The following is a 23,597-nucleotide window of genomic DNA, read 5'->3' as shown; positions in this document are numbered from 1 at the left end:
CGATAGCGGAAACTCAGCATCTTGCGCGCTATCTCCGCCTCTGCTGTAGCTTCTCTCAGAACTTAGTTGTCTCTGCAAGGGTGCTTCCCGCAACAGCCCAGTTTGACGCCGGCTTTTCGTCGATGACTACCCACACGCTTTCCGGCTTGCACTCCAGGCTCGCGCAGACTGTCTCGGTGACGGCCTCGGCTAACAGACGCTTCTGCTCCGAAGTACGTCCTTCAAGCATTTCGATCTTCACATAGGGCATGCGACTCTCCCTTTGGTGGCTTTGTTGCGCTTTTCTGTCTGCTGATTGGTACGTTTTCGGTAATGTTAGCTCGCTGGCGGCGGATCAGATCGCGTTAAGCCAGGTGTCTGACAGGGTGAAACCGGTCGGATATGGATCGGTCGGATCAAGTCCCGATTGGGTGAGCCCTGTAATCCAGGCCTGCCCGGCAACGCTCGGAATGACCGCCGGATATGGACCGACGTTCGCCAACCCATCGATCCCGCACAAAAAGCGACTGCCGGTAATCGAGTGGTGAATGAAGACGCAAGGCTGGATTTGACCCTTCGCATGCATCACGGCGAGCCGCGCTGAAGTCCCCGCACCACAGGGCGAGCGATCACAGCGTCCGGGTGATACGATGCAGGTGTTACGGGAAACGAGTTGGCCGTCTTCCCTATGCAGCGGAGCTGTGATCTGCGTCATCGTGATGCCGGGCATGTCCGGATTGCCGGGATATGAGACCGCGAGCTGCTCCGCGGCAGCCGCCTTGATCCTCACGCCGACTTCGCAAAGCTCCCGCGCCTCCGATGGGGAGATGTCGAACCCGATTGTCGTGCCGTCGACGATGGCGATCGTCATTCCGCCGAATGCTACGTCGATCGTGATTGTTCCGAGACCGGGTACCTCGACCTGGGCGTCGAGGTGGTAGCAGAATGCTGGCTGGTTCACGAGCTTCACGCTCGTCACTTTGCCGTCGCGGCATTCGCAGCGAACACGGATCAGACCAGCGGGTGCCTCGAGCGTCAGGTCGGTGACTGGCTCCTGCATCGGCAGAATGCCCGTCTCCAGGAGGACGGTCGCGACGCAGATCGTGTTGGACCCGGACATGGCCGGATACTCGGTCGACTCCATGATGACGAAGCCCATGTCCGCCATCGGGTTGTTGCTCGGCAGAATGACGTTGGCGTTATGCCATGCCGCTCCGCGCGGTTCGAACAGGACCCTCTTCCGGATGTCGTCGCGATGCCTCTCGAGGTACAGCTTCTTGTCGAACATGGTTTCGCCAGGAACCTGGCCCATCCCGGCGACAATAACCTTTCCCACTTCGCCCTCGGCGTGGCAGTCCACGATCGACAGAACCTCTTCCCAGCGCATGATCTTCCCCTGTGTAGCAGTCCCGTTGGATGCGAAGACTCACTTCCTTGCGCCTGCTTAAACGATTGCATCAGACCGCCGTCGACGCGGATGTTCTGGACCGTGATGCAGCCCGCACCGTCCGAAATTAGGAAGGCGATCGTGGCAGCTATCTCGTCAGCGGTACCGTACCGGCCCATCGGAACCGACGCGCGGCGCTCTTCGCACTTCTGGCAGGCTGTCGATCCATCCGGGGAGCACGTTGTTGATCCGAATGTTTTTGGACGCATAGGTGTCCGCGAAGATTTTGGAGAAGCTCGCGAGCCCTGCGCGGAAGACCGCGGACGTGGGGAACATCGCCGCCGGTTCGAACGTCCATGCGGACGTGATGTTGACGATCGCGCCTCCGCCCCTGGGCTTCCATGATCGGCGTCACCAGGCGAATTGGGCGGACCGCATTCAGGAAGTAGACGTCCATTCCCTTGTGCCAGTCGTCGTCGGAAATTTCGACGATCTGCGCACGCGGTCCATGTCCGGCGGAGTTCACGAGGGCATCCACTCTCCCCCACCTCTCCAAGGCCAGGTCCACCAGTCGCCTCAGATCGTCGTTGGACTGGTTCGATCCCGTAACGCCCACACCACCCAGTTCCTTTGCGAGAGCCTCTCCCTTTCCGGAGGAAGAGAGAACTGCGACCTTGAAACCATCCTTCGCAAGTCTGCTGGCTTCGGCGGCACCCTGTCCGGACCCGCCTGCGGTGATAAGCGCGACTTTTCCTTGGGTCATTGCAGTCTCCTGATCTCGTTTTCCACGGCGATAATGCAACAACCTGCGCGTATTTTCGCGACAGAAGTGATAGCGTGAGGCTGTAGAAAACCTATTGGCTGGAACATGGCGCGCTCACGCAAAGGACTTCCTCCTCTCAATGCGATCCGCGCCTTCGAGGTCGCGGGACGCCAGCTCAACTTCCGAGCAGCCGCCGACGAACTCGGCGTGACCCAGGGAGCGGTTGCGCAGCAGGTTCGGTCCCTTGAGGAACATGTCGGCCAACCATTGTTTCATCGGCTGGCGAGAGGATTGGCCCTTACTTCCGAAGGCGCGATATACCTCGCCGACGTCACACGCGCCTTCGATACCCTTGCCGCGGCGACAGCGCGATTTTCCAGCCGACCCGGCGCAGTGACAATCAGCGTCACGCCGACCTTCGCGACCAAGTTGCTCATTCCCAAGATGGCGGAACTCAGGGCCGCATGTCCGAACGTCGAACTCAGGACGATCGCGACCGAGGCTCTGTCAGACTTCGACCGGGACGATGTGGATATCGCTGTAAGAATCGTACGCCCCCCGTTTCCAGATTTTCTCGAGTCCGTCCTCCTCTTCCGTCATGAACTTGTAATCGTCGCCAGCCCGCTCCTCGTGGCCGGCGCTGAACTACCGATGTCCTTGGACCAAGTCGGCAGGTTCCCCTTGCTTCATGATGCCTACGATCACTGGCATGCGCTGTTTGACTCCGGCAACATGCCTTTCGGCGCAAAGTTCAACCGGACAACGCTGGCCCTCGATGCGGCGATGGCGGGGCAAGGCATCGCTCTCGCCTGCAAACCGTTCGTTGCACCGGACCTGGAGGCGGGACGGCTCGTACAGGTTACCGACGACACCTTCCTTGTTAAGCCGGACTATTATCTCGTTCGAAAGAGGAGTGCCTATCCGGGGCGCTATGCCGACTTGGTCTGGAAGTGGTGTGTCGCACAGTGGGGTACGACGGAAGCGAGAGCATAATCCACCAGTCGTTGGCAATCGCTGATCCGATTTCGGCGACTTTCGGGCATCGGGCACCAGAATACGGGAAAGACGAGGACGAGGTTGTCGGTTCCGTCGATCCGCACATGTTCAGACAACGAGGAACGTGCGAGCACAGCGCTCGTGAGTGTCCTCCTCGTCACGCTCCATCAGACGGCTGTAGCCTGCGACATCGGCCGCAAGAATCTCCGCCAGCTTCCTTTGGGGGCCAGCGAAAACCAAGATCGGTTCGTCATCTTCCGGCATTGAACAAGGGTACGCCGCACTAGCTCTGCATTAGCACGAAGGTTTACACCAAACGTGAACGGGGACCGAGGTCGTCTGTGGGCCACAGCAGTCCGGCTTTCCGGCCCTCTGCACACTGCTATACGGAAATCATTTCCGCTTATGCCAGCGATACGCCAGGTACTGAACCTTGGCCTGATGGCATGGAGACTTTTAAATTCTCAGCCTCAAGTCGGCCCGGCATTGACAATTACCGCTTTAGGGTCAGAAGCGGCCATTATGCACGGTGATCTCGCCAGCCGAAATGGGGCCGTGAAGAGACCAGCAGGTTTCGGAGCGGTCCATCGTCAGTTCAAGGCAATGACCGCGATGACACCGGTGCAGTTTCAAAAGCAGATCCGCCTGATGGAGGCGCGCCGGCTGATGCTGTCGCGCGCGGCGGAAACGGTCGCCTTTGAGGTGGGCTATGCCAGCCCCTCACAGTTCAGCCGGGAATATTGCCGGCTGTTCGGGGCTCCGCCACGCCGAGACATCGGAAAGCTTCTGTCGGCCTGACTGTTTCAGCGCGCACGCTGAAACAGCGCATGACCGCTCTCAGGCGCTAAGCGGAAACTATTACCGCTCTCGGCCCATTGCGGACGTAAATCACCCTATATTTCCATGAGATGACGTTCGTTCTAGGCGTCGTACTTTCGGTTATCGCCCCGCATCCGATGCTGCCATCGGCAAATGAACGCCACGGTGTCGACGGCATCGAGCGGTACATTGGGATCACTCAGGCGGATCTGGATGTGATTGTGGTATCATACTGTTGTCAACCATCGTGGTGGAACGATATGGAGAACGCGATGTCGAATGAGTTTGTGGCAATCGCAGTAGCACGAGCCCGTAAGCGTCGGGACGAAGCGAGAAGTAACCTGAGCGAGGCGCAAGCTGAATTGCAGCAGCAAAATGACGCTCGCATTTCCGTTGGAGCGTTAGCGGCGCTCAAATTGCAGGTCGAAATGTACGCCGACCTCGTTGCGAAGTACGATGTCATTATTGCTGCTTATGAGAACGACTAGATGGCGCTGGTGGGGCCTGGCACATCGGCGAACCGGGCGGTTAAGCCCGGCTCTCCATTTCAGGACTGCAGGGCCGCTACCCGTCAAAGTGGGGTGATATCGTCTGGTTACCCTCGCGGTAAAGAAAAGCGCGACGGCAAGTCGAGTGGCTTGCCTTTGGCGAACGCCTGAGCGAATTTCACAGGCAGAGGATTTTTATGGTTGGCATTCGGAATCCATGAGCAAAACAGTATTTGAAACTTTGACTGGCATGTACTTCACGGTCGATGACCCAGATGGAAGCTATGGCACGGGCCAAGTTGTTCGCCTCGCCGCGGAGGGGGTTTACTTTATCCGCTTTGACGGCAACGAGGTGCCGCTCCCCTTGGAACTAGCGTCAATCGGCGAGATGCTGGAGGCCACCGAAGAGGAGTACAAACGCTGGCGGTTCTTCGACTCGGTTGAGGAAAGAGACAAATGGATCGAGTGGCTGGATGCTCCATCCAAGCCTCGCGTCATTTCGCTGGTGAAGCCGACAAAATGAGGGGTCATCTGGCTCGCTCCACCCCGCCACCAGTGAAGGAGACGGTTTGCTATCAGGCTTCTGGCCTCCTGTGGGAGCGCGCTTGCCTGCCGGTTTTTATGCCCCGCACCACGAGTTACCGGAACCAGTATGCAGCTTCGGCCGGGATGATCACCAGTGCTAGGAACTTGGTTGCGGGGGCAGGATTTGAACCTGCGGCCTTCAGGTTATGAGCCACAAACAAACCCCTCTCCTTCTGATTATGAACCCGAAGACCCGCCTGTCCCAGACCGGGACATCCTGCGTCGCCAAAACTCATTTTGCGACCTAAGCATCTGTATACATTTACTTAATAAAAAAACCACGCTTCCCTTGTGGCACAGCGGCATTCCACCCCCTGCTGGTGGCCGAGCCCAAATAGTTGCCCAATTACAACCGCAAAAGGGAAGTGAAAAATGAGAAGAGAATACCTCAGAGACACCTCCGTCTTAATTCTGGAGGGCGAGGCAGAACGCTACGAGGTCCGCGACGTCGATATCAAGAACTTCGCGGTAAGGGTCGGGCCGAAAACGAAAGTCTGCTATCTCCTCGGCCGATTCGGGAAAGCCACGCGGATGAAGATCGGAACCTTCGGCCCGAAGATGAAAACCGAGGATGCGCGCCAGATCGCGAAGGATTGGAACGCCATGATCCGGAACGGCGTCGACATCGTCGAGCACCGGGAAACGGAACGGCACGTCGAGGCCCTCAGCGCGAGAAGCACGTTCAGATCCGTGATGGAAGATTACCTGGCCTTTCTTGACCTGAGAGACAGGAACCGCACAGTCGAGGAAGACCGGGCGTTCGCAAGGCGTAACATAATCAACCCGGAGACGAACCCTTGGATGAACCTGCCAATTTCGAAAGTGACGGACGAGCACATCGCAGACCTTGTCACGCGCATCCAGGCTAGAGGAGCGAAGGTGCAGGCGCGCAAGACGCTCCAGATGATCCGCAGATTCTATAAATGGACGATGCTTCCGAATCGGAGGGGGAAGGTCGGGCTGACCAGCAATCCCGTTGCGGACCTGACGCCAGACTCCATGTCACTTAAAACAAAATCACGAACCAGGCATTTTCGCAGTAAGGAGGTCCGCGCCTTTCTCGTCGCCTCCGCCGGCGTGCTTTTCGAAGGGAAAGAAGGCCTTCGACGAGCTGTTTCTGACCGAATACCGGAAAATCCAGCCGGTTGGGACGCTACGTCATTGGACCTGGCACGACGTCCGCAGGACAATGCGCACGCATTTTTCCGGCTTTGTCCCCCATGAGGTCGCCGAAGCGGCGATCGGGCACGGTAAAAAGGGAATGGGGAAAGTCTATGACATGTTCAAGTACCGCCAACAGCTCAGAGCGGCGTTCAAGCAATGGTCCGCAATCCTGGACGATGTGCTCGCCGGCGGAGCGAACCCTTACGACGATGAGCGTCCGCAGCGGCGAGCAGAGGGAGGCTCCCCGCAATGATCACGCGCGAGGAACTCTACCATATGGTCTGGACCCGGCCGGCACGAGATGTCGCCCGTCGGCTCGGGATTTCCGACGTTTACCTCGTCAACGTTTGCAAGGCCCTCAACGTACCGAAACCGCCGCGCGGGTGGTGGAGCAGCAACGACGTCGGACGCACGCGCCCGGCGCTGCCAGCCACGCAACGGGGTCGCCCCGTCTCGTGGTCGAAGGGCGGGGTGGCAACCAGCCCCATCAAGCACTTTTATGCCTCGCCTTCCGCAGGCCCAATGGTTCGCGGAATGCATCCTCTCGCCGTCTGCGCCATCGAGTATTTCAGAGGGGTCGACGCGAAGGGCGACGGGGCGATACTCGCGCCCCGCGCACACCGGGCGGCGGACCTCACCATCTCTCAGGGCGTCATCGATGCGGCGATAGAGGCATTCAACACGTTGTCCATTGCTCTCGAAGACCGCAGCCATATCGTTTCCATAGAGAGGTGGCAAAACTACATCAGGCCTTCGATCGACTTTCGAGATCCCTCGTCAGCGAAGCGCGAAGACAAGCTCTTGCCGAACTGGACGCCGCGCTGGCCGACCATCGCCAAGATCAACGGTACCGCGTTGGGTCTCGCGATCGTCGAAATTCGGGAAATACGGGAGATGGAGTATGCGGGCGACGGTCGGTACATCCCGGTATCGACCAAGCGCCGCGCCCCCAGGCCGTCCGCCGGGATCACCTGGCGTGAACGCCGATGGATGCCGAGCGGTCGGCTGAAACTGGTCGCCTATTCGCCTTTCCACCGATTTCCTTGGAAAGCGGAATGGGCGTTAGCCGATCCGGACGACGTCGCCACAATGTCCGCACTCGTCCACCGGCTCGAAGATGCCGCCGCTCGGCTGCAAATCAGGCGGAACGAGTAGACGATCGACGTTGCGCCGCCTCCTCGGCTGCAGAAGGCGAATTCCCTGAAACAACGCCTGCGAAGATCCGAAACTGCCGAAATCCTCATGCCGTCAATTCCTCCCCGAACCCATTTTTCGAAAGGAAATCACGATGCTGCAGTCCCGCCGCTGGGAAGACGCCGATTCTCCATATGACGGCGCCGGGATGTGCGAAGAAGAACACCTTCTGGCTGCTGGAGACGACAAGTTTAAGGTTTTTATTGATTGTGTCGGTGATGAACGCGTGGTTGCCTTGCGTGAACGGCAGCCTTTTGATCAGTTTGTCGTTGAGACGTTGCGCCGGCGCCTCAGCTTCCATCGACCGGCTTCGGTCTGCGCGACAAGGCCACGCCGGGTCCTCTTTCCGGCGACGCCTCGATGAACACGACCCCTCCGGCTTCAAGTGCGCGCCTCACCTTGTCGATCGCATCCACCAGCACGTTCGTTTCCAATCGCTCGATGCGGACGACCACTTGGCGGCTCACCCCGGCGAGACCTGCCAACTCGTCCTGACTCAGGTCCAATAGCGCGCGCGCGGCCCGCAGCACGACCATTATTTCGCTCGTCGAATCCATGGAGGTGACGAGGCGGGATTTGTCCGCCGTTGTCAACAATTAAGGATTCGTGCGTGTTGAGCCTCATGCCATCAAGGATACCTTCGCAAGAGTTGTTTGGGATTTCCAGCCTCGAATCCATGGAGGAAAGGAGGGCCTTCATTGTCAACTATCAGGCAAAGGACTCGAGCGATGGATTCGCGTCGTCGGTCCAGCGGCGTACGAACATTAAGTCGGTGGCAGAGCGAAGCTTGATCTTCCGCCCGGTGCCTAATCCTTCCGTTAAGCCAAGGGCCATCCGATTTAAGTATTCAATTCCCTTAACCCAAAAAAAGATTTCAGGGCTTCCGGGTTCGCGAGAGCATTCCTATTTTTTATCGACGGCCGCGCACCACATCGCTCACGGCCCGTTCAACGACCTTGCCGGATTTGGTCCGGGGGCATTCAGAAGCTAGAGGAAAAGCGTACGGCTCAACTTAATCGCACGAGAAGGAGGGAGCCGCCGAGCCCTCGAACTGTGTGTCTGGCAGCGGACCGTTTGTTGTTATCCAAGTCGAAATAATTTCCGCTTTGCGCCCCCATTCCGGCCATTTAATGGGTCTCGTCCAGCTTCGAAAGCCGACGTTCCGCCGGGTCCGAGCAGCGGCCCAGTTCGTGGGCTCCGACTGTCCTTCTGGATGCAACTGGAAGTATTCTCGCAATAGAAGCAAACTCTCAAAGATCGTGCCGTCTCCGCAGACCCTCGGCGATCGCCCGGAGAGTTACTGCCTGCCGCCCCAAGAATTCGGTTACTAAGAAGGGGAGTCGCCGATTGATCTTATCCTCCCGACCATAGAAAAGATTGCGATTGCGAAACTTGTCAAAGTGGCCATCAGTCATGTCCGGCATCAGAATGTACTTTTCCGCTGCAACGCCGTCCTTAATCTCCTCATATGCCTTCGGCATATCATCGAGCAACCCATTGTGAATGATGTGGTTGCGCAAGGTCTCTATATTGACAAGGAATGTACAGTCCTCGAAGAGCGTACCCGCTTCCTTGTTTAGCCCAAGACGCTTGCGGTCGCCGTATTGCGCGTTGAGGCTCGACATTTTAGGGTAGTTGGTGAAGTTGGTCGGGAGCTTTTCAGCCTCCATTGCCACCTTCACGGTGTAGTCGAGCAGGCTGTGCATCCTGATGAACAAGAAGCTAAGGAATGCGAACAGCTTGGTGACTACCGGTGACGTCGAATACCGCAATCCATCCTCGTGCTTCATAGATGGATAGAAGAAGGATTCGAGGTTAAACGTGCGATAGAACTCGCCGTGGATCTGAATGAGCTCCTTAGCGCACTCCTGAATGGCACTGACGAGGCGTTGGCAGTCATATAAGTAAAGGAACCGGTGCAGCTCTGGGATGCTATCTGCAAGCCTAAGCACCTCTTCGAAATCCGATTTGGAACCTGCCGCTTCGGAATTGTGGCCCAATGTCGAGATAAAAGGGGGTACGAGCGGCAACAGTTCGTTGTAAGGGAGCCCTTTGAAGATCGCTCTTGCGAACATCTGATGCAGTTCGACCGCCGCGGCTGACGCGATCTGCTTCGAGATGGAATAATATTGGTCACCAATGACCTTTGTCCGGTTTACCGTCGAGATGGACTTCGAGGGTAGGCCTGCCCCACATCGAAAATGTTTTCATGAGTTGCGGAACACATGCGCTATCAGGTCACAGTCTTGGGTGCCGATTTATTGGACGATGGTGTCCCCGATACCATCGGATCGGTGAGACTCGGTGGGTGTTCCACCTTGCTGCTCTGCGCTTCCGGCAGTCGCAAGCGCGCATTCATGTTCACCAGGTCGGGTAGCGAGCGCGCCTTCATTTTGCGCATCACCTGACCACGGTGAGCCTTAACTGTAATCTCGCTGATGCCGAGTTCAAACCCGACCTGCTTGTTCAGCAGTCCCGCCACAACGAGCGCCATTACCTCGCGTTCGCGGCGACTCAGGGAAGAGTGTCCGTCTCTGATGGACTGAAGCGCACTTTCATCCTCGAGCGCGGTGGCACTCCGGTCGAGGGCATATCGGATTGCCTTGATCAGCACGTCGTCCGGAAACGGCTTCATCAGAAATTCCACCGCTCCGGCCTTCATCGCCTTCACCGTCATCGGTACGTCACCGTACCCAGTGATGAAGATAATCGGAATCTCGGTCCGATCCCCAAGCTGCTCTTGCAGGTCGAGCCCGTTGAGATCGGGTAGAGAGATGTCGAGGATAAGGCAGCTCGGGACAGCCGTGCGCTGCTGTTCCAGGAACTCCTTCGCCGATGCACACATCACCGCCTTCCACCCCTCGAAAGCGATCAATGGCTCAAGGGATTCGCGAACCGAAATGTCGTCATCAACGACAAACACGACCGGCACTATAGGAGGTGATTCCATCCGAGGCATGATGACTTCTCGTTTCACTGTCATGCGCGGATCGAAACTATCACTTCATCTTCGGCGCAGCAAATCGCTAGTTCACTCTCAACGCGGCCTTCAGCGCCGCCAAAAGGCCCGTGTCGCTGAAGGGTTTAAACAGGCATTCGGCCGTACCCAGCTCTCTTTCGTTTGGCGGCGCGCTCTCGTCACCCGTGGCGGTGATAAACACGACCGGGATATACAGTTTACGCTTGGAAAGCTCTCGCTTCAGCTCAGGGCCGGACATTCCGGGCATGGAGATATCAAGGATCAGACAACGGGTTTCATCGACATGGCCGGACGCGAGAAACTGCTCTGCGGACGAAAACGCCATTGCTGCAAAACCGAATTCCCTCAACAGGTCGGGCAAGGATTCACGAATGGACTCATCGTCATCGACGACCGAGACGAGTGGTGGGCGGATCATCATTGTTTTCCTGCAGCATGCTGACCGTTTGGCCCTTGGGTGACCCGGTCGCGAACACCGTGGCCGACACCGGGAGAACTTTCCGCGGAAAGCGGTATGGCGAACGAGAAGGTGGCACCAGGTCCACTGTTGGGCACCGCCCAAAGGCGACCATTGTGCCGTTCGACGATGGAGCGACTGACGGATAGACCGATCCCCATCCCGCGGCTCTTGGTCGTATAAAACGCCTCGAAAATTCTGTTCACTTCGTCAGGCTGGAAGCCAACGCCGACATCCTCCACCGTCAATCGCACACTGTTGTCATCGTCTCTGGTCGTCTTGATCACCAACTGCCTCGGACGATCGTCAACGGAGACCATGGCGTCAGATGCGTTTATCAGAAGATTCATGATAACCTGCTGCAACTGAACACGATCTCCCAGTACAGGGGGAAGCGCGTCTGCGAGCTCGGTTCGGAGCAACACCTGGCTTCTTTGAAGCTCGTTCGACAACAGTGCGGCCACCTCTCGCGTCGCTTCGCTCAAGTCCACCAGTTCTTTGTTAGCGGCGTTTTTGACAAATAGCGCGCGCAATCGCTTGATGACTTCGGACGCACGGTTTGCATCCCGGATCGTGCGCTTTGCCGTTTCGCGTGCACCCTCCACATTGGGAAATTCCGACGCCAGCATCCTCAAACAGGTTCCAGCGTTAGTTACGATACCTGCAAGCGGCTGATTGACTTCATGGGCGATAGAAGCCGTAAGGGTGCCAAGGCTGGTCATCCGAGCAACACGCGCCAGTTCGGAACGCACCTGGTCAAGCGCTTCCTCCGATAGTTGCCGATCCGTGATGTCCTGAATGGCCCCTATGTATTCGAAATTCTCGTTGGCTCCACATTGATGGGCCACGAGATGCAAGTGCTTGACCGACTGATCGCCCATGCGCAAGCGATATTCCTCGTCAAGGTCTTCGCCGCGGCGGGCACGGTCGGCCATATCGAGAAACAGGGGCATGTCGTCGGTATGCGTCATCCTCGCAATGCTTGCAAAAGATACGGGGCCAGCTTCGAACTCATAAATACGATAAGCCTGGGCTGAGAATGTGACAGTGTCTGTAGACACGTTCCAGGAGAAGCTCCCTGTCCGGCTCAAGTGCTGGGCCTCCTCCAGGAAGGTTTCGCTCCGACGTAGGGCGGCGGCCTGAGCATGTCCTCGCTGCGCGAGGAACACCGTCAGACCAAATATCGGCCCGACCACGCACCCGACGACCAATACCACCGTCGGCAACATGGAGAATGGCGCATACCCTCCCAATACGAGCGCTCGCCATAGGCCGACGATACCCGTCAAAACTCCAATCACGACACTGAGGGGTAGCCATGGCGGCGTTGGCATGGGATGTGCCTCGACCCGCCAAGCCAACGCAAGCATTCCCACACCGAGGATCACGAGACCGAATGAAGTATGGAGGGCTGCGAGGGTCACCCCACCCCAGTAGCCGACAACTGCGGCCGCTCCGAAGGCGGTGACGATTGAGCCACCCAGGCCCACCAAGAGGGACGATGTGATCGTGAATGTACTGGGGGCCAGCATCAGCGCCACGGAGCTAAACGCGAAACAGACTGCTGTCAGCGGAGCCATTCTTCCGGGACTTCTCAGGTTCACCGAAATGAAGGAGCTGCCGAGCAGTTCGTCGATACCGGCATCGACCCGGAACACGATCTCGATGATTGTCGTCATGCTGACAAAAGTCACCAATCCAGCGCACAGGAACACAGCCCAACGAGGACCATCGACCGCCAAAGTCAGAAGGGCGACACCACATAGTCCGAAGCACAATGCGGCGTTTCGCGTCATTGGCGGCAGAGTGGGCGAGAGCTGTATCAAAGCCGGGCTTTTGACAGTCCAGCCCAAGAGAACGAAAGCGCCGAGCGTGATCATCAGAACCGCCGAGACCTTAGCCACATAACTGGGCCACGGCCTTCTTGCGACGGTGTCGATCACATTAATATCCTTTGGGGCTTGCTAGGCGGTGTGACACACCATCGCGAAACAGCAGGCACACGGGGCGGTATTTCATGGGCATGGGCGGCGTCTTCGCAAGTGCGGTGCCCACTAGCCATGTGAAAGTCTGCGCTCGAATGTCTCTGTTGTCTATGGCACCATAGTGTTGGTTTCCAGCGACAAGGGCAAAACCTTGGGGTGATGCGGAAGATGAAGGCAAAATCGTTGCCGGATCTGGTAAACATGAACGGACGTTTGCAATGAGCTCGAACGCCCTTTTTCTTCTTTATTGGTATCGCGGGGCAACGTCTTTTTTCGACAAATAAGGAGCCATCGCCAAACGGGCCTCGTTGTACGCAAGCCAGAGCCGTTCGTCCGCTAGAGGTGGGATAGTCACCACCTCACGCTTGTCAAATCCAACAAGGGCGGCGTCGACCAGATCCCCCGCATCCATGACTGCCTCTGGAACGATGGCGTCGACGTCTTTGCCGGAGCGCTCCCAGATTTCGGTTCGGGTCGCTCCTGGGAGGACAACCTGGATCTGAACGTTCCCGGTTGTCATCTTCAAAGCCATCGACAGGCTGAGATTGAGCAGATACGCCTTCGATCCACTATAGACGCCATCCAAGAACTCCGGGGCGAATGCCAGTACCGAAGCTATGTTGATGATGGCACCTGCCTTCCGGTCCATAAATGCTCTGCCTGCGGCGGCGGCCAATACCGTTGGCGCGGTAATGTTGAGGTCGATCAATTGTTTTAGTTCGGCGGCTTTGTTGTCGAGCAACCCTCCGTTCAGATCGATCCCTGCATTGTTGACCAACAGAGTGATCGAGGCATCGGTTTCAATACACCGCTCAATGCTCGCGAGGTCGTCCGAGTTGGTCAGGTCCGCCGCCCGAACCTCAACTTTTTGGCCTGTTTCGGTCCGAACTCGAGCAGCGATTGTTTCTAGGTTCGCAGCATTTCTTGCAACCAGGATCAGGTCGTAACCGCGCCTTGATAGCCTGTCGGCATAAACCGCTCCGATGCCGGTCGACGCTCCGGTGATTAACGCGGTTCCCATCACGGTGTGTTTCACAATAAGCTCCTTTAGCGTCAGGCGATCCCAATCGATTGGAATCCGGCGAACGCATCAAACTACGTTGATAACCACGTCAACATTGCCACGCGTGGCTTTGGAATACGGGCATGTCTGATGGGCGGCGTCTACGACGGCACGTGCCATTTCCGGGGCAAGTCCAGGGAGGCTAACGTTGAGACGTGCCTGCAGGAAGTACTGACCATCAACCAGACAAAGATCGACTTCTGCGTCGATCGCGAGGTCGGCTGGCAGGGCGATTTTCATTTTGCGAGCCGCAAGCCCCATGGCGCCTTCGAAGCATGCCGACCAGCCCGCTGCAAAGAGCTGTTCCGGATTGGTGCCGCTCCCGGCCGTGCCGGGGGACGAAAGCTTCACGTCGAGCCGCCCATCGGAGCTGCGAGACGCACCGTCTCTGCCCCCCGTCGTGTGGGTCTTGCCTGTGTAATAGACTTTTTCAATCTGTGTCGCGGTATCCATTATTTGTCTCCCTTTCTCGGCATCTGTTCATCAAATGCGCGGGTAAGGTCAGACAGAACTCTCCTGGAAACCATTGTACGATAGTATCGACGATACCATCGCATTGGTCGGCGTGAGCGTGCAGCAACGCCGTGCTAGAGCGTTTTCAGATGACCTGCGCTCTGCGGATGGCTCAACGGATCTAAACCGATACCTTAGGACAATGGACTTTTGCACGTACTGGCTGCATGGTGTTCGTTAGAAGTCCTGAAAGGACTGCCATGAACAACCCGCTTAGCCATGTCGTTGACGCGCTCCCCGGACTGGTTTGGACTGCTCATCCCAATGGTCAAGCCGACTTTTTGAACAAACGCTGGCTTCAATACACCGGCCTGGTGCGTGAGGAGGCACTAGGCACCGGTTGGCATTCGTGTGTTCATCCCGAGGATCTGGCTGAATTCCTGGCAAGCTGGGAGCGTATGATCGTATCAGGCGAAGCGGGAGAATTCGAAGCGCGTATGCGGCGCTTCGACGGCGTGTATCGGTGGTTCAACATTCGCGCCAATCCACTTCTCGACCCGGACGACAAGATAATACAATGGTGTGGAATAAACTCGGATATCGACAACCGAAAACGGACCGAGACGATTGGACGCGAACTCCAGGACCGCTATCGCTCGATCGTCGACGGGCTGCCGTCAATAGTCACCCTTTTATCCCCCGACGGTCACGTCGAGCATGCCAATAGGCACATGCTTGAATATCTCGGCACCACCAGCGAGGAGATGCGCGGGCGTGCGGTTGGCCAGGCTTTTCACCCCGAAGATCGCCCCGAGGTATTAAGAAGGTGGGAACGCTCTGCTGCATCAGGACAGCCATATGATTTCGAAGCTCGTCTCCGGCGCGCGGACGGAGCGTATCGGTGGTTTCACACGCAAGGATGCCCGTTGCGAGCCTCAAATGGAGAGATCTCCGTTTGGTACTTTCTGCAGACCGATATCGAGGACCGCAAACGCGCGGAAGCACTACTGTTCGGCGAGAAGCAATTGCTAGAAATGGTCGCAAGAGGTGACTCTTCACCCGCTGTGCTGGATGCGCTTTGCCGACTGGTCGAGAGCACTGCTGACGGCTGCTACTGTAGCGTTATCCTGGCGGACCAGAGCGGACAGCGCGTTGAGCAGGGTGCAGCTCCCAGTATCCCTGCCGAATTTATTGATGCCCTAATCGGCAGACCGATCAACGCCGAGTCTGGACCTTGCGGGATGGCGACGTTTTTAAAGGAGCAAGTCACTTCGGAGGATATCAGCACTGAAACGCGCTGGCCGACCTGGTGTCCTGTCGCTATGGAACACGGCCTTATGGCCTGTTGGTCAACCCCGATTTCATCATCGACCGGCAGGGCGTTAGGCGCCTTCGCAATCTATCACAGGGAGCCAAGCACGCCCACCTCAGTCCTTCGAGAACTGATTGAGCAGTTTGCGCATATTGCCAGTATTGCGGTCGAAGGCTTGCAGAGCGGAGCTGCCCTCAAGCGAAGCGAGGCATGGTTGCGCGAAGCGCAACATTTGAGCTCGACCGGAAGCTGGTACTGGCGAGTGGCGGCGGACACATTGGAATTTTCCGAGCAGACCTGCGTCATCTATGAACTCGATCCCTTTCAGACCATTACGCTCGACGTCATCGCATCGCGCATACACCCCGAGGATCTTCCGATCCTTCAGGAGATGATCGACATCGCGCGAGGCCCGGCCGATGACCTGGACTACCTTTACCGCGCGCAGATGCCGGATCTCTCCGTAAAACACCTTCATCTCGTTGCTCACGGCTCTCGCGACAAAAATGGTCAGCTCGAGTACATCGGCGCAATCCAGGATGTGACGCAGCGCCATTTGGCCGAAGAAGCTCTGGGACGCGCCCGGTCCGAGTTGGCTCATGTTGCACGTGTCACGACACTTGGCGTTCTGACCGCATCGATCGCCCATGAGGTCAATCAGCCCCTACTGGGGATCGTCACCAACGCGAGCACCTGCCTGCGCATGCTGGCCGCCGACCCACCGAACATCGAGGGCGCGCGCAGGACCGCCGAACGGTCCATTCGTGACGGTCATAGTGCAGCCGATGTTATCACCCGGTTGCGCTCGCTTTTTGGCACAAAGGGCACCACGACAGAACCAGTAGACCTCAACGAAGCCGCTAGGGAAGTTATTGCGCTCACATCGAGCGAACTGCAGCGTGCTCGGGTGAATTTGCAAGCCGATCTCGCGGGCAAGCTACCGCTTGTTTCGGGGGATCGAGTGCAGTTGCAGCAGGTTATCCTCAATCTGCTGCTCAACGCCTGCGATGCAATGAGCGAGATCCATGACCGACCCAGAAAGCTCATTATTCGGACCCGACATCAAGCAGACGACAGGGTAGACCTCTCCGTTCAGGATGTCGGAGCTGGCTTGGAATGGCAGGATCTCGAAAAGCTGTTCGAGGCGTTTTACACCACTAAAGAGACCGGAATGGGCATGGGGTTGTCCGTCAGTCGTTCAATCATTGAAAGTCACTCCGGAATTCTGTCTGCAACACCAAATCAAGGCCCCGGAGCGACGTTCTCATTCTCCTTGCCAATCTCGGAGAGCGCTGAATCCGTCGGCAGGACCATCGTTCGTATTCCGCCGTTAAAACTCGTAGACGTCTCAAGGCATCCGCAATGATCGAATATCCGCTTGTTTCCATCGTCGATGACGACGAGTCCGTCAGGGATGCTTTGCCGGACTTGATAATTGAGCTGGGCTTTGCAGCGCGAGCATTCTCTTCCGCAGAAGAGTTCCTCGCCTCAGAGGATCAGGGTAGGACCGGTTGCCTCGTCCTTGATGTTGCAATGCCAGGAATGTCGGGTCCGGAGCTTCAGGAAGAGTTGAGGCGAAACGAGATGGAAATCCCGATCATATTTATCACCGCCCATGGCGACGATAACGTTCGGCCTTTGATGATGGCGCGCGGAGCAGTAGAATGCCTATTCAAGCCGTTCACGGACATCGCCCTGCTTGCCGCTCTCAACGCGGCCTTTGGCAGATCCTAATTTTCCTCGCGGGCACGTATGCTCTGCACGACATGCCATTGTCATGCAGAGCTTACGGTCGTCGTAAGCCGGCCTTCCTTCAAACGATGTCAAAAGCAATGCTTTAGTATCGCCGACACCATCGTTCAATATATTTGGTGCCGTCGCCATGATCTGAATAGCTCAGCGTTTGCATGATGCAAACAGCATTCACATGAGGTGAGGAGCATCAGCATGACTGCGAAAACATTTCCACAAACAAGACGGGATTTTCTTTCGGTCTCGGCAGCCACGTCTGTCGCACTCTTGGCGAGCACGACTGCATTCAGCGTGTTGTCGCCGCAAGTGGCCACCGCTGCAACGAGTGGCGCGATACGTCCGTTTCATATCGACATTCCGGAAGCTGCGCTCGCCGACTTGCGCCGTCGCGTCCAGGCCACACGATGGCCGGACCGCGAGACCGTCAACGATCGATCGCAAGGTGTGCAACTGGCGAAGCTTAAGCCGCTCGTCGAATATTGGGGAACTGGCTACGACTGGCGAAAAGTTGAGGCGAAGCTCAACGCCCTGCCGCAGTTCATCACGGAGATCGACGGGCTGGACATCCAGTTCGCACATATCCGCTCGCCGCACGAACAGGCTATGCCGATGCTCATGACGCATGGTTGGCCGGGCTCAATCATCGAACTGCTGAAGGTCATCGAGCCGCTGACCAACCCAACCGCTCACGGCGGCCGCGCCGAGGACGCCTTCCATCTCATTCTTCCTACGATGCCCGGATACGGCTTTTCCGGCAATCCGACGACCACGGGTTGGAGCCCGGCCCGGATGGCAACCGCTTTCCACGAACTCATGCTGCGACTTGGCTATCCGAAGTATGTTTCTCAAGGTGGCGACTGGGGTGCAATTATCTCGGAAATTCTTGCGGTCCAGGCTCCTGAAGGGCTGCTCGGCATCCACATCAACATGCCAGGTACCTTGCCGCCGGACGTGCTGCGACACCTGCTTAACTTCGACCCAGCGCCGACTGAACTCTCTGATCGGGAGAAGATCGCTTATGACCGACTGCTGCATTTCTACCGCGATGGCTTCGGATACGCCGCGATGATGAACCAGAGCCCGCAAACAATTGGTTATGCCCTGGCTGACTCGCCAGTGGCGATGGCGGCATACTACTACGACAAGTTCGCTGAGTGGACCGACACGGGCGGCGAACCTGAAAAGGTCCTCACCAATGACGAGATGCTCGACGCGATTTCCCTTTATTGGCTGACGAACACGGGGACATCCTCATCACGGTCATATTGGGAAGGCGCCCAAGCCGGCGGGGGTCCATTCAATGCGTTTGACATCCCAACGTTGCCAGTTGCGGTCACAATTTTCCCTGCGGAAATATACCGTGCGCCAAAAAGCTGGGGCGAAAAAAGCTTCGGCAATATCATCCACTGGAACGAAGTCGAGAAGGGCGGTCATTTCGCCGCATGGGAACAGCCAGAGCTTTTCTCAGCCGAGCTGAGGACCGCCTTCAAGTCCCTCCGCTCATCGATCTGAGCACCTGACGGCGCCTACCTTGGTGGGCGCCGTCGAACAGGTAGCCGCTCTGTCGCCGCGAGCATTTCAACGCGGATTTGTCACTTCGACGAGCATGGATTGATCTTACGAGATTCCAGAGGAAGTAAAATGGACAGATTGTTGACGAGCGTCCTTGACGCGCATGGCGGATTGCAGAATTGGGCGAAGGTCACAAAGCTAACGGCTGAAATGACGCTCGGAGGACCTTTTTGGGGAGCCCGTGGATGGCCTGGCGTTTTCGATAGGCAAACTGTCACGGCAGATCCACATCGCCAGCATATTACCTTTTCGCCCTTCACTGCGGAGAGGTACACGTCCGTGCTGGACGTGGCGCCTGAGCGTGTTGCACTGACGACGTCGGATGGTCGCATGGTTCAAGAGCGCCTCAATCCGCGCGAGTCCTTTCCAACAGTCTTTGACCCCTTCACCACGCCATGGGACGCGATCCAGGTCGCATACTTTACCAGTGGGGCGGTATGGAATTACCTCACAGCGCCGTTTGTGTTTGTGCAGTCTGGTGTCATAGCCACAGAGATCGATCCTTGGACCGAGGACGGCCAGATCTGGCGACGGCTGGCTGTCAGTTTCCCGACGTCTATCGCCAACCATAATGCCGATCAGACATTCTATTATGACGAGTCTTTTCTTCTTCGGCGGATGGACTATTCACCGGATGTGACCGGTAAGCCGCCTGTGGCGCACTACGCCTTCGATCACAAAACGTTCGACGGCTTCGTTTTTCCAACCCGTCGCCGAGTGTTCCTTCACGACGCGGATGGAATAGCCGACCAGGGATTCGCGCCGATCACGATTGACCTGGCTTCCGTCAAAGTCGAGCGGCGGTAGCGCGCAGCGACCGTCGCCACGAAACGTCAATCGCAGAGAGTTGGAGAAGTTTCGATGTTCACCGGTTTCAATGCCCAACGCCGCCAATTTCTCGCAATCGCAACTGGGGCGTTCGCTCTAGCACCAGCCGTGACGATCGGTCCTGCGCGCGCCAAATCCAAGGAGGTGAATTTGACTGCTGACACCGCCTCTACATTGCGAAGTAATGCCACGTTTGCCGCGCTCAAGCAGATCGAAGCTGGCGTCCTCGATATTGGATATGCCGAAGCCGGTCCCGTCGATGGTCCCGTAGCAATTCTGTTGCATGGGTGGCCCTACGATATTCACACCTATGTCGACGTTGCTCCTTTGCTGGCATCGAAAGGTTTTCGGGTGATCGTCCCCTATCTGCGTGGCTACGGTACAACGACATTCTTGTCGGCGGATACGCTGCGCAACGGTCAGCAGGCAGTGCTTGCAATCGACATCATTGCATTGATGGACGCCCTCCAAGTTGACCGGGCCATTATTGCTGGATGCGACTGGGGCGCAAGGACCGCATGTATCCTTGCCGCGCTATGGCCGGAACGCGTTAAAGCATTGGTGTCGGTGAGCGGGTATCTGATCGGCAGCCGAGAAGCAAACAAGATGCCTCTGCCCCCTAACGCCGAACAGAAGTGGTGGTATCAGTTCTATTTCGCGACCGAGCGCGGGCGTGCTGGATATGCTGTGAATCGGCAGGACTTCGCCAAACTAATTTGGCAGACCGCATCGCCAAGCTGGAAGTTCGATGATGCAGCTTTTGAGCGGACCAGTGTATCTCTCAACAATCCAGATCACGTCGACATCGTGGTTCATAATTATCGCTGGCGCCTAGGGTTGGCAGACGGGGAGTCGAAATACGATGACTTGGAAATGCGGCTCGCCCGAAGCCCGGTTATTACCGTCCCGACTATCACTCTTGAGGGGGATAACAATGGTGCCCCACATCCGCTCGCGACTGTCTATGCAAAGAAATTCTCGAGCAGATATGAGCATCGGATTATCAGCGGTGGCATAGGACATAATCTGCCACAGGAGGCGCCGCAACCTTTCGCTCAGGCCGTCATCGATATCGGGGGCTCTTGACACTCCTGGTAGCGTTGTCGGTGCGGAAGGTTAGGCATAGGCTGTGTCAAGAAGGCTGAAGCGCATCTCGACCTTCACTCGGGCTAACCTGCTGTCTCACAATCGTTTCCCCCCATCGCCTCGTTCTTGCCTATGCATCGACTTCGACAAGCTTACGGACCGCGAACGGGCGGGCACATCCCCTGAAGGAGGCAACATCACGCTCGGACGGAGCCAGGAAAAACCCAGCCTGATGGCTGATTTGAGTTAGTCCAGACTTCAGCAGTCACGCCTTGTCTGTCTGCTCTTCGCAATGACCGTCCAGCACCGGACGGTCCGCCTCCGGCCCCATTGCAGAAAACGCACCGTTTCAGGATGACCGCGCCAACTTTAGCTCGTGGTCGATCTATGAATGGAGTATAGAAGGATTGCTGGGCATGCTGGTCAGCAGGACCGGAGCCGTTGGCTTGGATCGATGCTCGCCATAATGCGCGTTCACATAGTGAACGCTTACGCACCGATGGGAACTCCGATATGGACGTCGTTGTAAGAACTTACTCAGGTAAAGGCGCGAACGAGCTATTTTCATTGCTGGAGGAGCGCAAGGCGGAGATTGAAAAGCTTCTGCGCTCAACGAAAGGATTTGTGAGCTACACTCTGGCTCGGAGTAGTGAAAGTGACGGAGGGCTATCGATGACCGTTTGCCAGGACAAGGCAGGCATCGATGAGAGTGTACGCATGGCTAAGGACTGGATTGCAAAAAACGCAGCACACATTGGCATAGAAGCGCCGAAGGTATCTTTTGGAAAGATAGTCATCCACGCCACAAATTAGCAGTCTTATATTGCCACCCGGTTGAGCGAACCTGCCCGGCCGGTTGGCAACCCGCCCATCAGTTTCCGACACCCGTCTCCTGTGCGTGCTTGAAGGAAAGTGATCGAGCGTCTCCGCTTGGCGCGATGCAGCCCCGGCGTTGGTCGCCTATCGGCCCATTGCGGACCAAGCGACATATTCAGTTGCGGTTCCAAGTGGGCCGCCTTGGGTTTGATGACCTGTGATCTGCGGAACGCAATTCGAGACGCTACCAAGTGTCTTTCGTGATATAGTCTTCTTAGGCTTGAGGAGCCATCAACGGACAAGTCCAACCACTGGCATTTGAGCCGAGTCCCTTTCATGCCCCGCTGTGCTGAGGAGCGAGCGTCGGAGCGGGGTGTGGTCCCTACCGCAGCAGAGTTGGCTCTGGCTTGTAGCGGGCATCGGTTGCCGGCGTCGACGGCAAGAATTCTGATCCAACTAACGACGAACGCCAGATTCGCAGTAAGAAGCGCTACAGGGGAGGATGACATGACGACATTGTTCGTGAGGCACGCTGTCTCGGACTACAAGACTTGGCGGAAGGTCTACGACACGTTTTCTACGATCCAGAAGGCGAACGGCGTAACAGCGGAGGCAGTATATCAAGCCATCGACAACCCCAACGACGTCACCGTGACCCACGAATTCGCTACGCTGGAGGCGGCTCAGGCCTTCACCAGGTTGGAAGAGTTGGGCAAGGCGATGCAGAGCGGAGGAGTGGTCGGGACACCGACAGTCTGGTTCACGCACAAAGTGTAACGTCGCAAGGGGAGATGGAAAAGGTGCCCGTTAGAGGTCCATTCCTGGCCCAATGCGACTGCACCGGTTCAAGAGGGGGTGCTCGTCGGCCGTAGTCCCAGGCTGTACCAAGGGAGGACGGAATGAGCGAGACGCTTGCGCTGCGCCATCGAAGTGCAGAACGGCATGGTCGAGCGCAATGCTGGCCTACCGCCTGAACGACGCATCGAGTTCCGCGTCGGTATCCATCTCGGCGACGTGGTCGAAGAGAGCGACGGCGATCTGATGGGCGACGGAGTCAATATTGCCGCGCGCCTCGAAGGCATTTGCGAGCCTGGCAGTATCTGTCTCTCCGAGCAAGCTTACTGGCAGGTCAAGGCAAGGCTCGATCTCGCGATCAACGATCGCGGCGCAGTGCAACTCAAGAACATCGCCGATCCGGTCCGGGTTTATTCGCTGCAAGTCGGCGTCCCCGCCCAGGCGAAGTCGGCGGTGTCTGCGGACCCCGCCAAGCCGGACAAGCCTTGGATGCGGCTCGCGTTGCCCGACAAGCCTTCGATCGCGGTCTTGCCGTTCCAGAACATGAGCGGCGAGGCCGACCAGGAGTATTTCGCCGACGGCATGGTCGAGGACATCATCACCGGGCTGTCGCGGATCAGATGGCTGTTCGTGATCGCCCGCAATTCCAGCTTCGTTTATAAGGGAAAGGCCGTGGACATCCGACAGGTCGGCCAGGAACTCGGCGTGCGGTATGTTTTGGAGGGTGGCGTGCGAAAGGCGGGCAATCGATTGCGCATCACTGCACAGCTCATCGAAGCAGAGACCGGGGCGCATCTGTGGGCAGACAGATATGATGGCGCGTTGGAGGATGTTTTCGATCTGCAGGACCAAATTACCGACAAGGTGGTCGGCATCGTCGAGCCAAGTTTGCAGCGGTCGGAGATCGAGCGCTCGCGACGAAAGCGTCCGGAAAATCTCGACGCCTACGACCTATACCTGCGCGCGGTTCCCCATATGGCAACCGTGATGCCTGCCGACGCAAGGATCGCAGCCGAGCTTCTTGAGGATGCGCTAAGGCTCGAGCCGAACTACGCCGCAGCCCATGCGCGGCTTGCCTGGTGCCATGAGATTTTCTTCACCCGCGCTGGATGCAATGCGGCCG

24 protein-coding genes and 2 pseudogenes are annotated in these 23,597 nt (G+C 57.3%); 15 read left to right on the top strand and 11 right to left on the bottom strand.

Going from position 1 to position 23,597, the window contains the following annotated elements:
- Positions 1–55: 55 nt before the first annotated feature.
- From ACP7E0_RS15280 to ACP7E0_RS15270, 3 genes and pseudogenes are all read right to left on the bottom strand, one after another.
- A pseudogene (locus ACP7E0_RS15280) lies at positions 56–259 on the bottom strand (tautomerase family protein); the annotation flags it as partial.
- Between the two features lie 75 nt (positions 260–334).
- Entirely contained in the window at positions 335–1,366 is a 1,032-nt protein-coding gene (locus tag ACP7E0_RS15275; protein WP_426125895.1) for a proline racemase family protein, read from the bottom strand.
- A 62-nt stretch (positions 1,367–1,428) separates the two neighbouring features.
- Positions 1,429–2,129: pseudogene (locus tag ACP7E0_RS15270) on the bottom strand (SDR family oxidoreductase); the annotation flags it as partial.
- A 105-nt stretch (positions 2,130–2,234) separates the two neighbouring features.
- Between ACP7E0_RS15270 and ACP7E0_RS15265 the strand changes: the two are divergent.
- The 7 genes from ACP7E0_RS15265 to ACP7E0_RS15235 all read left to right on the top strand — a co-directional run bounded on the left by ACP7E0_RS15265 (position 2,235) and on the right by ACP7E0_RS15235 (position 7,336).
- Positions 2,235–3,122 carry a LysR substrate-binding domain-containing protein gene (locus tag ACP7E0_RS15265; protein WP_426125894.1) on the top strand — a complete coding sequence of 296 codons (888 nt, stop codon included), beginning with the start codon at positions 2,235–2,237 and terminating at the stop codon, positions 3,120–3,122.
- Positions 3,123–3,530: 408 nt separating this feature from the next.
- A complete protein-coding gene (locus ACP7E0_RS15260) occupies positions 3,531–3,923 on the top strand; it encodes a helix-turn-helix domain-containing protein (RefSeq protein WP_426125893.1) in 393 nt (130 codons plus the stop codon).
- A gap of 110 nt (positions 3,924–4,033) precedes the next feature.
- The gene (locus tag ACP7E0_RS15255; RefSeq protein ID WP_426125892.1) at positions 4,034–4,432 is read left to right on the top strand and encodes a hypothetical protein; all 399 of its coding nucleotides are present in this window, start codon (positions 4,034–4,036) and stop codon (positions 4,430–4,432) included.
- Positions 4,433–4,649: 217 nt separating this feature from the next.
- Positions 4,650–4,955 carry a hypothetical protein gene (locus ACP7E0_RS15250; RefSeq protein WP_426125891.1) on the top strand — a complete coding sequence of 102 codons (306 nt, stop codon included), beginning with the start codon at positions 4,650–4,652 and terminating at the stop codon, positions 4,953–4,955.
- A 434-nt stretch (positions 4,956–5,389) separates the two neighbouring features.
- Complete coding sequence (locus ACP7E0_RS15245) at positions 5,390–6,241, top strand: integrase arm-type DNA-binding domain-containing protein (RefSeq protein WP_426125890.1); 852 nt, start codon at positions 5,390–5,392, stop codon at positions 6,239–6,241.
- Complete coding sequence (locus ACP7E0_RS15240) at positions 6,207–6,434, top strand: hypothetical protein (RefSeq protein WP_426125889.1); 228 nt, start codon at positions 6,207–6,209, stop codon at positions 6,432–6,434. The genes ACP7E0_RS15245 and ACP7E0_RS15240 overlap by 35 nt, the downstream gene beginning before the upstream one ends.
- Positions 6,431–7,336, top strand: coding sequence for a hypothetical protein (locus ACP7E0_RS15235; RefSeq protein WP_426125888.1), 906 nt, complete (start codon positions 6,431–6,433; stop codon positions 7,334–7,336). The genes ACP7E0_RS15240 and ACP7E0_RS15235 overlap by 4 nt, the downstream gene beginning before the upstream one ends.
- Before the next feature lie 85 nt (positions 7,337–7,421).
- On the opposite strand, the gene ACP7E0_RS15230 is transcribed toward ACP7E0_RS15235, so the two are convergent.
- The 8 genes from ACP7E0_RS15230 to ACP7E0_RS15195 all read right to left on the bottom strand — a co-directional run bounded on the left by ACP7E0_RS15230 (position 7,422) and on the right by ACP7E0_RS15195 (position 14,313).
- Positions 7,422–7,676 (bottom strand): hypothetical protein, encoded by a 255-nt coding sequence (locus tag ACP7E0_RS15230; protein WP_426125886.1) that lies wholly within the window; start codon positions 7,674–7,676, stop codon positions 7,422–7,424.
- Positions 7,666–7,971 carry a helix-turn-helix transcriptional regulator gene (locus ACP7E0_RS15225; RefSeq protein WP_426125885.1) on the bottom strand — a complete coding sequence of 102 codons (306 nt, stop codon included), beginning with the start codon at positions 7,969–7,971 and terminating at the stop codon, positions 7,666–7,668. Before ACP7E0_RS15225 ends, ACP7E0_RS15230 begins: the two co-directional genes overlap by 11 nt.
- 654 nt (positions 7,972–8,625) lie before the next feature.
- Complete coding sequence (locus tag ACP7E0_RS15220) at positions 8,626–9,450, bottom strand: hypothetical protein (protein WP_426125884.1); 825 nt, start codon at positions 9,448–9,450, stop codon at positions 8,626–8,628.
- Positions 9,451–9,608: 158 nt separating this feature from the next.
- Positions 9,609–10,358 carry a response regulator transcription factor gene (locus ACP7E0_RS15215; protein ID WP_426125882.1) on the bottom strand — a complete coding sequence of 250 codons (750 nt, stop codon included), beginning with the start codon at positions 10,356–10,358 and terminating at the stop codon, positions 9,609–9,611.
- Between the two features lie 43 nt (positions 10,359–10,401).
- A complete protein-coding gene (locus ACP7E0_RS15210; protein ID WP_426125881.1) occupies positions 10,402–10,776 on the bottom strand; it encodes a response regulator in 375 nt (124 codons plus the stop codon).
- On the bottom strand, positions 10,773–12,755 hold the full coding sequence (locus ACP7E0_RS15205; protein WP_426125880.1) for an ATP-binding protein: 1,983 nt from the start codon (positions 12,753–12,755) through the stop codon (positions 10,773–10,775). Before ACP7E0_RS15205 ends, ACP7E0_RS15210 begins: the two co-directional genes overlap by 4 nt.
- Before the next feature lie 286 nt (positions 12,756–13,041).
- Positions 13,042–13,833, bottom strand: a complete 792-nt coding sequence (locus tag ACP7E0_RS15200; protein WP_426125879.1) for an SDR family NAD(P)-dependent oxidoreductase — start codon at positions 13,831–13,833, stop codon at positions 13,042–13,044.
- A 54-nt stretch (positions 13,834–13,887) separates the two neighbouring features.
- Entirely contained in the window at positions 13,888–14,313 is a 426-nt protein-coding gene (locus tag ACP7E0_RS15195) for an organic hydroperoxide resistance protein (RefSeq protein ID WP_426125878.1), read from the bottom strand.
- A gap of 260 nt (positions 14,314–14,573) precedes the next feature.
- On the opposite strand from ACP7E0_RS15195, the gene ACP7E0_RS15190 reads away from it, so the two are divergent.
- From ACP7E0_RS15190 to ACP7E0_RS15155, 8 genes are all read left to right on the top strand, one after another.
- Positions 14,574–16,991: a PAS domain-containing protein gene (locus ACP7E0_RS15190; protein WP_426125877.1), complete on the top strand. Its 2,418-nt coding sequence runs from the start codon at positions 14,574–14,576 to the stop codon at positions 16,989–16,991.
- The gene (locus tag ACP7E0_RS15185) at positions 16,988–17,359 is read left to right on the top strand and encodes a response regulator (protein ID WP_426125876.1); all 372 of its coding nucleotides are present in this window, start codon (positions 16,988–16,990) and stop codon (positions 17,357–17,359) included. Before ACP7E0_RS15190 ends, ACP7E0_RS15185 begins: the two co-directional genes overlap by 4 nt.
- 213 nt (positions 17,360–17,572) lie before the next feature.
- Complete coding sequence (locus ACP7E0_RS15180; protein ID WP_426125875.1) at positions 17,573–18,889, top strand: epoxide hydrolase family protein; 1,317 nt, start codon at positions 17,573–17,575, stop codon at positions 18,887–18,889.
- Positions 18,890–19,018: 129 nt separating this feature from the next.
- On the top strand, positions 19,019–19,756 hold the full coding sequence (locus ACP7E0_RS15175) for a hypothetical protein (protein ID WP_426125874.1): 738 nt from the start codon (positions 19,019–19,021) through the stop codon (positions 19,754–19,756).
- A gap of 54 nt (positions 19,757–19,810) precedes the next feature.
- Entirely contained in the window at positions 19,811–20,863 is a 1,053-nt protein-coding gene (locus ACP7E0_RS15170) for an alpha/beta fold hydrolase (protein ID WP_426125873.1), read from the top strand.
- 513 nt (positions 20,864–21,376) lie between these two features.
- Positions 21,377–21,676 (top strand): hypothetical protein, encoded by a 300-nt coding sequence (locus ACP7E0_RS15165; RefSeq protein WP_426125872.1) that lies wholly within the window; start codon positions 21,377–21,379, stop codon positions 21,674–21,676.
- A 510-nt stretch (positions 21,677–22,186) separates the two neighbouring features.
- On the top strand, positions 22,187–22,456 hold the full coding sequence (locus ACP7E0_RS15160) for a cyclase (RefSeq protein ID WP_426125871.1): 270 nt from the start codon (positions 22,187–22,189) through the stop codon (positions 22,454–22,456).
- A 135-nt stretch (positions 22,457–22,591) separates the two neighbouring features.
- Positions 22,592–23,597, top strand: a 1,006-nt coding sequence (locus ACP7E0_RS15155) for an adenylate/guanylate cyclase domain-containing protein (RefSeq protein WP_426125870.1), incomplete at its 3' end; no start/stop codon positions are given.

Source organism: Pararhizobium sp. PWRC1-1 (genome assembly GCF_049897905.1).
Classification (GTDB): domain Bacteria; phylum Pseudomonadota; class Alphaproteobacteria; order Rhizobiales; family Rhizobiaceae; genus Pararhizobium.
The sequence above is the reverse complement of the archived record's forward strand: the minus strand, read 5'-3'. Positions and strand labels throughout refer to the sequence as shown.